Source organism: Streptomyces griseoloalbus (assembly GCA_014650015.1).
GTDB lineage: Bacteria > Actinomycetota > Actinomycetes > Streptomycetales > Streptomycetaceae > Streptomyces > Streptomyces griseoloalbus.
Window position 1 is genome coordinate 1 of sequence record BMUD01000169.1, and the last position, 537, is coordinate 537.

Sequence of the window (537 nt, forward strand, 5' to 3'; positions counted from 1 at the left end):
CCAGTCTGTATTGAACTTGCCAGGTTAGCCAACGCATCGGCGTGGCTGTTATCATCTCGGCTTACTTGGAGAAGTCGGTAGTTCTGAAATAGGGCTGCCAATCTAATGACCTCTTTTGCATATGCCGACATCCTCTCGTCCCTGGCTGCAAATTCTCCTGTTGATTGGTTAACAATTAATTGTGAATCACAAAAAACTATTACCTCATCGGCTTCTGCTGCTGCTGCCAGTTTTAGTCCTGCAATCAATGCTTCGTATTCAGCTTCATTGTTTGAGGCCTTGAACCCCAAACGGATGGATTGTTCTATTATTTCTCCATCTGGGGATATCAGCAGTACTCCTGCCCCCGCTCCTTGTCGGTTTGAACTTCCATCGACAAACAGTCTGAATGAGTCGCCGATGTAGATGCTGCAAGGTCTGAGCTTTTCCTTCCTTTGCTCTTTCGTTGTCGGCTGGGATTCTTCTTGCTTGCTAGGACTTTGTTCATCTCGGCTCAACGGAGGCCGACGTTCGATGGACTCCGGCGTGAATTAGATG

At 47.7% G+C, this 537-nt stretch carries 1 protein-coding gene; it reads right to left on the reverse strand.

The features are described from left to right. Positions 1-497: ribonuclease HI family protein (locus tag IE178_RS37245; protein ID WP_193515119.1), on the reverse strand; the 497-nt coding region annotated here is incomplete at its 3' end. Between the last annotated feature and the right edge of the window lie 40 nt (positions 498-537).